This window comes from Pediococcus argentinicus (assembly GCF_001437605.1).
Taxonomy (GTDB): domain Bacteria; phylum Bacillota; class Bacilli; order Lactobacillales; family Lactobacillaceae; genus Pediococcus; species Pediococcus argentinicus.
The window spans coordinates 39078-47310 of the sequence record NZ_JQCQ01000011.1; the positions used below are offsets into that span (position 1 = coordinate 39078).

The 8233-nt window shown below is 36.0% G+C and carries 10 protein-coding genes and 1 tRNA gene; 9 read left to right on the forward strand and 2 right to left on the reverse strand.

Annotation, left to right across the window (positions count from 1 at the left end):
* Positions 1-11 precede the first annotated feature (11 nt).
* The gene (locus IV88_RS04015) at positions 12-431 is read left to right on the forward strand and encodes a rhodanese-like domain-containing protein (RefSeq protein ID WP_057799025.1); all 420 of its coding nucleotides are present in this window, start codon (positions 12-14) and stop codon (positions 429-431) included.
* Between the two features lie 41 nt (positions 432-472).
* Here the strand turns inward: IV88_RS04015 and IV88_RS09080 are convergent, their stop codons facing one another.
* A complete protein-coding gene (locus IV88_RS09080) occupies positions 473-649 on the reverse strand; it encodes a DUF3042 family protein (RefSeq protein WP_083486838.1) in 177 nt (58 codons plus the stop codon).
* An 81-nt stretch (positions 650-730) separates the two neighbouring features.
* Here IV88_RS09080 and IV88_RS04020 point away from each other — a divergent pair, with 81 nt between their 5' ends.
* The 8 genes from IV88_RS04020 (at position 731) to IV88_RS04055 (ending at position 7958) form a co-directional block, all read left to right on the forward strand.
* Positions 731-1465 carry a glycerophosphodiester phosphodiesterase gene (locus IV88_RS04020; RefSeq protein WP_057799028.1) on the forward strand — a complete coding sequence of 245 codons (735 nt, stop codon included), beginning with the start codon at positions 731-733 and terminating at the stop codon, positions 1463-1465.
* A gap of 2 nt (positions 1466-1467) precedes the next feature.
* Positions 1468-2379, forward strand: coding sequence for a tRNA (adenosine(37)-N6)-dimethylallyltransferase MiaA (miaA, locus tag IV88_RS04025; RefSeq protein WP_057799030.1), 912 nt, complete (start codon positions 1468-1470; stop codon positions 2377-2379).
* The gene (locus IV88_RS04030; RefSeq protein WP_057799032.1) at positions 2376-3635 is read left to right on the forward strand and encodes a methionine gamma-lyase family protein; all 1260 of its coding nucleotides are present in this window, start codon (positions 2376-2378) and stop codon (positions 3633-3635) included. The genes miaA and IV88_RS04030 overlap by 4 nt, the downstream gene beginning before the upstream one ends.
* Positions 3636-3714: 79 nt before the next feature.
* Entirely contained in the window at positions 3715-4092 is a 378-nt protein-coding gene (locus tag IV88_RS04035; RefSeq protein WP_057799034.1) for a MerR family transcriptional regulator, read from the forward strand.
* A gap of 26 nt (positions 4093-4118) precedes the next feature.
* Positions 4119-5462, forward strand: coding sequence for a type I glutamate--ammonia ligase (gene glnA, locus IV88_RS04040; RefSeq protein ID WP_057799037.1), 1344 nt, complete (start codon positions 4119-4121; stop codon positions 5460-5462).
* Between the two features lie 158 nt (positions 5463-5620).
* The gene (locus IV88_RS04045; protein ID WP_057799039.1) at positions 5621-6496 is read left to right on the forward strand and encodes a hypothetical protein; all 876 of its coding nucleotides are present in this window, start codon (positions 5621-5623) and stop codon (positions 6494-6496) included.
* The gene (locus IV88_RS04050; protein ID WP_057799040.1) at positions 6489-7409 is read left to right on the forward strand and encodes a hypothetical protein; all 921 of its coding nucleotides are present in this window, start codon (positions 6489-6491) and stop codon (positions 7407-7409) included. Before IV88_RS04045 ends, IV88_RS04050 begins: the two co-directional genes overlap by 8 nt.
* Before the next feature lie 9 nt (positions 7410-7418).
* Positions 7419-7958, forward strand: a complete 540-nt coding sequence (locus IV88_RS04055) for a dUTPase (RefSeq protein ID WP_057799042.1) — start codon at positions 7419-7421, stop codon at positions 7956-7958.
* A gap of 100 nt (positions 7959-8058) precedes the next feature.
* Here IV88_RS04055 and IV88_RS04060 read toward each other — a convergent pair.
* Positions 8059-8132, reverse strand: a tRNA-Arg gene (locus IV88_RS04060).
* Positions 8133-8233 lie beyond the last annotated feature (101 nt).

Genomic DNA, 8233 nt, shown 5'->3' on the forward strand with positions numbered 1-8233 from the left:
GAGGTAATTGTATGTATATTGGATCAGCAAAGTTTTCCGGCGGTTTTTGGGTAAATGCCGTCTTGATTACTCTTATTGTTATCTACTTCTTGTATCAAGCATTTAATATGTGGCGTCGCAGTCGCGTTTCAACCCTGTTGGATGAAGAAGATTTCAAAGAGGGCATGCGTAAAGCTCAGGTAATCGATTTGCGAGAGAAAAAGGATTTTGACGCCGGACATATTCTAGGTGCTCGTGATATTCCTTATTCACAATTAAAAAATCGTCTTACTGAATTACGTACTGATTTACCAGTTTATTTATACGATCAAGGTCGCACTCTTAGTTCAAGAGCAGCACTTTATCTTTCAAAAAAAGGATATACAAAGTTGTATATCCTAAGAACTGGTTTTCAGCGTTGGAATGGTAAAACTAAAAAAAGTAAATATTAAAAAAGAGATTGAGTTACAATATTATTGTAACCAATCTCTTTTTAATTATTATGTGCTGAACGTTGTTTACGTTGTGCTCGGCGTCTATTCTCTGATGCTCGATTTTCTTGATCTTCAATTGGTTGAACAACAATCCGATGGAAAGCGTATAGCGCACCAGCGATTGCACTAATGGTTGAAATAATTCCAAATAGGAATCCTTTAAAAAATTTACTCAATAGTCTCAGCCTCCTTTAGTTGATAAACTAATTATGCGCTGAAACACTATTAAATACCAGAATAAAGTAAGGAGTTTATACATGCTAACACAAGTTATTGCACACCGAGGTAGCTCTGGAATCCGTCCAGAGAATACAATCCCTGCATTTATTAAGGCGATTGAAGAGGGTGCTGATGGCATTGAAACAGATGTTCATCTTTCAAAAGATGGTGCCATGATTATTATGCATGACGAAACTGTCGATCGAACGACTAATGGTACCGGACGTATTTTTGATAAAACTCTATCTGAACTCAAGCAGCTTGATGCTGGGGCTTATTTTGGATATGAATACTTGGGTACACGTATTCCAACTTTACAGGAAGTTGTTGAACTCTTAATTAAGATGGACTTTAAAGGTGAATTTAACTTAGAACTAAAGACCGATAAGATTCAATACTCAGGTATTGAGGCACAAGTAGCCAAGTATTTTAAAAATACAGAAATACCGTTTCATTTAATCTACTCTAGTTTTCGTCCAAAAACTGTTCAACTAATTCATAAGCTTTGCCCAGAAACAGAAGCAGCAAGCTTATTTAAATTGCGAACTAAATCGGCTAAAAAATTTGCTAAGAGCAAATTAATCCAAGATTGGCATCCAAGCATTGCATGGGTACGAAGTCACCGTTTCTTTTTGCCACGGATTCAATTACGACCTTGGACAGTCAACTCTGAAGATGATATGAGATATTGCTACAAACGTAAGTTGAAGGGAATCATTACAGATTATCCTGAACGAGCTTTAAGTATTAGAAGAGAGGTTCAAGGGGGATAAGAATGAAACAAGTTTTAGCCATCGTGGGCCCCACAGCTGTTGGAAAAACTGGTCTATCGATTAAAATTGCCCAGAAGTTTAATGGTGAGATTATTTCAGGCGATTCAATGCAAGTGTACCAGGGCTTAGATATTGGAACTGCCAAGATTAGACCCGAAGAGATGCGAGGTGTTAAGCATCATTTAATTGATAATAGAACTGTTCAAGAAACATTCTCTGTTTCTGAATTCAAAAAGAGTGTCGACCATCTAGTTGAAGAAATCACGCAACGAGGGAAACTACCAATCATTGTTGGTGGAACGGGATTTTACTTGCAAGCAGTTCTCGATAACTTGAACTTAGGTGGTAGTGATGACGCTACAAATAAAAATCGATTAAAATGGCAAGACTTTGCTAAACAACATACTCAAGAAGAACTTTGGAATGAGTTAAATAAAGTTGATAGTAAAAGTGCTACCTCAATCCCTGTTAGCAATGTTAGAAGAGTAGTTAGAGCTTTAGAAGTATTTGATAACACAGGACATCCTTTTTCTGAACAGGAAAATGGTCACCCCAAATATGACTCTCTTGTTATTGGTCTGAATACAGATCGTGGACAGCTTTATAAACGTATTAATTCTAGAGTTGATGAGATGATTAATGAGGGATTGGAAGAAGAGGCCAGATGGCTTTACCGACAAGTTGATGTTAAGCAAGCAAACAAAGGTATTGGATATCGAGAATGGCCAGAGTACTTTGAATCTCAACAAACATTACAAGAGACAATCGATCAAATTAAACTTGATTCAAGACACTATGCTAAACGTCAATTAACTTGGTTTAGAAATAAAATGGACGTGAATTGGTTTGATTTAATTAAAGATTCTGAAAGTTTAAAAATGGTAGAAAGTCAGATTGAACAATGGAGAAAATGATGAATTGGCGAGATAGTTTTAAACCCGAAGTAAAAGAGCTTATTGAGAAGACAGAGCAACAAATCCAGTCACGATTAATGGAAATTGACGATCAAGTAACTTTTAATCAGGAAAAGGTATTGGATGCTTTTACGAAAGAAAATGTTTCTGAAGAACATTTAAATGGTACGACTGGATATGGTTATGATGACATGGGACGTGATGTCCTTGAATCAGTTTATGCTGACACCTTCAAAACTGAGGGATCATTAGTGCGCTCTCAATTTGTTTCTGGTACTCATACAATCAGTACGACGCTGTTTGGATTGCTGAGACCTGGAGATGAATTATTATATGTGACTGGCATGCCTTACGATACAATTCAAGAAGTGATAGGTGTAGTTGGTGAACCTGGAAAAGGATCACTCAAGGACTTTGGCATTGATTTTGACTATGTCCCATTAGCTTCTGATAATCAAGTTGATTTTGATGGTATTAAAAGCAAATTGAATAATAAAGTCAAAGTGGTTGCAATTCAAAGGTCTCGTGGATATGCTAGTCGACCAAGTTTTACAGTAGATCAGATTAAAGAAATGGTTGAGTTTATTCGATCAATCGATCCCGATGTCACGATTTTTGTTGACAACTGTTACGGCGAATTCTCCGAAATGATTGAACCCACTGAAGTTGGTGTAGATATCATGGTCGGATCTTTAATTAAGAACGCCGGTGGCGGAATGGCTCAAACTGGTGGCTATGTGGTTGGTAAGCGAAAACTGATTGATTTAGTGGCTAACCGTCTTACTAACGTTGGGGCTGGAAGTGATGAAGGAGCATCACTAGGCAGTCTAAGAAGAATGTTCCAAGGATTCTTTTTAGCACCAACAGTCACGGGTGATGCAATCAAAGGCGCTATTTTTGAAAGTGCCATATTAGAGCAATGTGGGTTGGATGTTGCGCCAAAATGGTCAGATCCACGAACTGATTTAATTCAGACAATTAACTTTGGTAAAAAAGAGTCAATGGTTAGTTTTGCTCAAGCAATTCAAAAGAATTCTCCGGTTGATTCTTACGTAGTACCTGAAGCTTCAGAGATGGCTGGTTATGAAGATCTTGTCATTATGGCAGCTGGTACTTTTGTCCAAGGAGCAAGTATCGAGTTTTCTGCTGATGGTCCAATTCGGGAACCATACACACTCTACATTCAAGGTGGATTAAACTATTCACATGTTAAAATTGCGATATGCCGGGCAGTTCTGGATACTTTTTTTAATTGATGTTAGGTTTTATAACATGGAAATTGACACACAAAATTAAAATTGGTAGAATGATGTCATGTTAAAGGAGATTGTTTATATGAACGAAAAGCAACTACGTCGGTCATTAGCAGTTCTTCCAATTGGTACAGTTATTAAGTTGACATCCTTGAGTGCTAGACAGATTCGATATTATGAGACACAAGAGTTGGTTTTTCCGGAACGAAGCGAAGGAAACCGCCGTATGTACTCATTGAATGATATTGATCGTTTATTGGAAATTAAGGATTATCTAAATGATGGTTTCAATATGGAAGGCATTCGAAAAGTCTATGCAATGAAAAAAGCACAGGCAGCTGCTGAAGAGAGTCAGAAGCTATCTGATGCAGATGTTCGTCGAATGCTAAGAAAAGAATTGCTAAATAGTGGCGGGATGTTGGAAGATAACTTAACAAAGTTACCACGCCGTCGAATTTAACAAATACATAATAGTGAGGCGCCCAAATGGCAAAGAAAGTCTATACCGGAGACGAGATTCGTAGTTTAGTAAAAGAACAAAATGTTCAATTTTTACGATTGATGTTCACTGATTTATTTGGAATGATCAAAAATGTTGAAGTTCCAATTAGTCAATTAGACAAACTATTAGATAATAAGCTAATGTTTGATGGTTCTTCTATCGATGGATTTGTTCGAATTGAAGAAAGTGATATGTATTTGTATCCTGACTTATCAACTTGGATGGTATTTCCATGGGGTAATGAACATGGTAAGGTTGCTCGAATTATTTGTGAAGTTTATACCAGCGACCGTAAGCCATTTGAAGGTGATCCTCGAAATAACTTAATTCGTGTTTTACGCGAAATGCGTGAAGCCGGATTTACAGATTTCAATATTGGACCTGAACCAGAATTCTTCTTGTTGAAGCTCGATGAGAACGGTGAACCAACTACTAAGTTGAATGATAAGGGAAGCTACTTTGATTTAGCTCCAATGGACTTAGGTGAGAATTGTCGTCGTGATATCGTTCTAGAACTTGAAAAGCTTGGCTTTGATGTTGAGGCTTCTCACCATGAGGTTGCTCCCGGACAACATGAAATTGACTTTAAGTACGCTGATGCACTTTCAGCTGCAGATAATATTCAAACCTTTAAATTAGTCGTTAAGACTGTTGCTAGAAAGTATAACTTACACGCTACTTTCATGCCTAAACCAATTGATGGTATTAATGGATCAGGAATGCATCTAAATATGTCATTATTCGGAAAAGATGGAAACATCTTCTACGATGAATCTGATAAAGATATGCAACTTTCACAGCAAGCCTATTGGTTCCTAGGTGGACTTTTGAAGCATGCTCGTAGTTTTACAGCTGTTTGCAACCCAATTGTTAATTCATATAAACGCTTGGTTCCAGGATTTGAAGCACCTGTATATGTCGCTTGGTCTGGATCCAACCGTTCACCATTGGTTCGAGTTCCATCAAGTCGTGGATTATCAACTCGTTTTGAAGTTCGAAGCGTTGATCCATCAGCAAATCCATATCTTGCCATTGCTTCAGTGCTTGAAGCCGGCTTGGACGGTATTAAGAACAAAATCGATCCAGAAGATTCTGTGGACCGAAACATCTATCGGATGAATGCTGAAGAACGTGATGACCAACATATTGTTGATTTGCCATCGACTCTTCATAACGCACTTAAAGAGTTCCAAGTTGATCCAATCATGAAAAAAGCATTGGGTGATCATATTTATCAAAGCTTCCTAGAAGCCAAAAAGTTAGAATGGGCTTCTTACCGTCAAGAAGTTACTCAGTGGGAACGTGATCAATATTTGGAAATGTTCTAAAATCTAATTTATGTAAGAGATCGAGAATAACTCGGTCTCTTTTTTTGTAGTTATAATACTTAAATATGTTTAAAAGGGTGAAATGAATCATGAAAACACTTTATTTATACCGTTTTTTTCGGTAACATAGGGATAGTATTAAGAATGGAGAGATAACAATGGCAGACAATATTCCAAATGATCAAGCTTTGTCTAGCAAAGATTTATTAATACACCATTTAGAGCTCAAAAATGACTATATTAATGATCTTGCTCAGGCAATTGATGACCATGATGATTTAAAAATTTATCAATTAATTGGTCCATTACGTTATAAAGCTGAAATTACTGATTCATATAAAAATAAATATGGCGATCATCCCTTTGATTTGGTTAAAGATCAAAGAGAAGAAGTTGCTCACTTTTTGAGTGATAACTTGATTGATTACCTTGCTGAAAAGTTTCCGTTCTTTTACTATCACGAAGTATCACGTGGCCAATTTACAGTGTTCTTTGGTAACTGGTGGGATCGTAGAGAATTTGGAACATTAGACGTATTGAACGTTGAATTCAATTTCAAAGCTGATGAACTCGATAAGTTAGAACAAGTTCTAAAGATTGAAGATGATAAGACAATCAATTCAGACGAGATTGTCAAACTTTCTGAAGAAAATGAAAATTTACAGAATCATTTAACAGATGCTGATAAGCGTAGTAAAAAACGTGAAGAGTTAGTTAAACAACAAAGTGAGCTTTCAGATAAGGGTGGACTCTTTGAATCTGGCAAGTTAAAAGAAGAACGTCAAGATATTGCTAATCAAATCGCTGAATTAGATAAATTAGACGAAGTTAGCGGTTCTGCTCCACAAACGATTAAAGATAATCAAAATAAAATCTTAGCTCTTTCAAAAGAAGATACAACGTTGGGTTATGAAAAAGATGCTCTTACACATACATTCAAAACCTTTGAAAGTTTTCAAAATCATGTCAAACGCTTATACGTTGACTACTTGTCCAGCTTGATTGGTAAAGGGTCGGTGAAGAATAATGGCTAATGAAGAAACCAGTTCTATCAATAAACAACAACTAATGGGCAAACTACTAACTTACCGTGATAATTTTAATAGTGGATTAAGTCACGGTCAGGAGTTTGCTAAGTTGTTTGGAACATTGACGACCACTACTGATTTAAAAGAGTTGTTTGATTCAGCAAAAGCACTATTTGATTTTAAAATTGATAGTGAGTTCGTTAGATTTCCACATCAATTTGAACCAAGTGACAACTATCTAATCTTTATGACTCGTTTATTAGAGCTACATCATGTTGCAACAAACTTAAATCTAAACATTTCAGATCAAGCTCCAGTTGAAGAATTATTTCATTCATGGAAGGGGACGGAACAAACTTTCCGCTTTGTTGCAAATAATGGTATTGCGAACTATACCGAACAAGCAAGCAATCGGACATTGTTCTCAATGAACCTCGGTTCTAAGACCATGGAATTTAATACTGATGCAATTAATCAATTGTACTTTACTGATGATGAGACTATTGATCATCAGGTTGTAGACAATCAGATTCAACTATTTTCTGAATTTGGAAGATTATTACAAAAAGTCTATGATTTTAAAGTTGACTTCAATATGTTTGATGTTAAAAATAGTAAAATTTACTACTTGGATAGTCTTGGATTACCAACACAAGTTTTGGATGAGCTATTTGTATCTTCTCATCAAAATAAGAAAGTATTCTTGAATGTTGAAGATATGAATGGTGGATATCTAGAATTGCCATCAGAAACGGTCTTTTCAATTGTTGAAACAGATGAAAAGAATCATCAATGGGCAATGAAAGTTGCTGATCCTAAAGAATCTGTTTCACTCTTTAATATTCTGAATGATAATGATTTTATGCGGACTTGGTATATGAACAATGTTAAGAGTCTTAAGCTTAAATCTGTAATGTAGGTGATAAATTTGGATTGGGCAAAAATGCTACAAACTTCAGTTCAATTGGATCGTGATATTCGTGCCAAACACAATATCGTTTTTAAAGATAATGATCGAATTTTGAATACTTATGTATCTTTAGATGTTGAGTTAGCAGAAATTGCTAATGCTTCAGAATGGTTTAAGGTGTGGAAACAACATCGAGGTAAAAGTTCTGATGGCAAGACGGCTCGTGAAACGTTACTTGAAGAATGTGCGGATGCGGTTGATTTCTTCTTGCTGTTAGCTAATCAAAATCAGTGGAATCATTTGATTGTTGTCGATGATGAAACTTTAGAGAAGTATAGTAGCGACAAGCGAGAGATGAATCTTAATCAAACATACTTGGGTTTAAAAGCGATGTTATTTTCAGCTTATACGTATAATCGTTCTTCTGATTACACGCATGCTTGGCACATGTTTTTAAAACTAGTAATTCATGGTTTGGGATTCTCAGCTGATGAATTGGAAGAAGCATTCTTTACAAAGAATAAGGTTAATTACGATCGTCAGGATAATAATTATTAAATAGATTGAGAGACTTCTTTGGAAGTCTCTTTTTTGATAATTTTGATTTGGATACAAAAAAAGCAACGATACTTATTAAGTACCATTGCTTTTAAATTAGTGGATCAGGTGAGATTCGAACTCACGACCGTCCGCTTAGAAGGCGGATGCTCTATCCAGCTGAGCTACTGATCCATACCTATGTATTATAGAGAAAGCACAAATTGTTGTCAATTTAACATTTAAAAATATATTACTTTAATTATAAGCCCGAATTGTCAAATCAAGTGCAACAC

Excerpts from the sequence above, each read along its gene's own strand:
- IV88_RS04035 (WP_057799034.1), top strand. The coding sequence starts at position 3,715 with ATGAACGAAAAGCAACTACGTCGGTCATTAGCAGTTCTTCCAATTGGT.
- IV88_RS04030 (WP_057799032.1), top strand. The coding sequence starts at position 2,376 with ATGATGAATTGGCGAGATAGTTTTAAACCCGAAGTAAAAGAGCTTATT.
- IV88_RS04015 (WP_057799025.1), top strand. The coding sequence starts at position 12 with ATGTATATTGGATCAGCAAAGTTTTCCGGCGGTTTTTGGGTAAATGCC.
- IV88_RS04045 (WP_057799039.1), top strand. The coding sequence starts at position 5,621 with ATGGCAGACAATATTCCAAATGATCAAGCTTTGTCTAGCAAAGATTTA.
- glnA (WP_057799037.1), top strand. The coding sequence starts at position 4,119 with ATGGCAAAGAAAGTCTATACCGGAGACGAGATTCGTAGTTTAGTAAAA.
- miaA (WP_057799030.1), top strand. The coding sequence starts at position 1,468 with ATGAAACAAGTTTTAGCCATCGTGGGCCCCACAGCTGTTGGAAAAACT.
- IV88_RS04050 (WP_057799040.1), top strand. The coding sequence starts at position 6,489 with ATGGCTAATGAAGAAACCAGTTCTATCAATAAACAACAACTAATGGGC.
- IV88_RS04020 (WP_057799028.1), top strand. The coding sequence starts at position 731 with ATGCTAACACAAGTTATTGCACACCGAGGTAGCTCTGGAATCCGTCCA.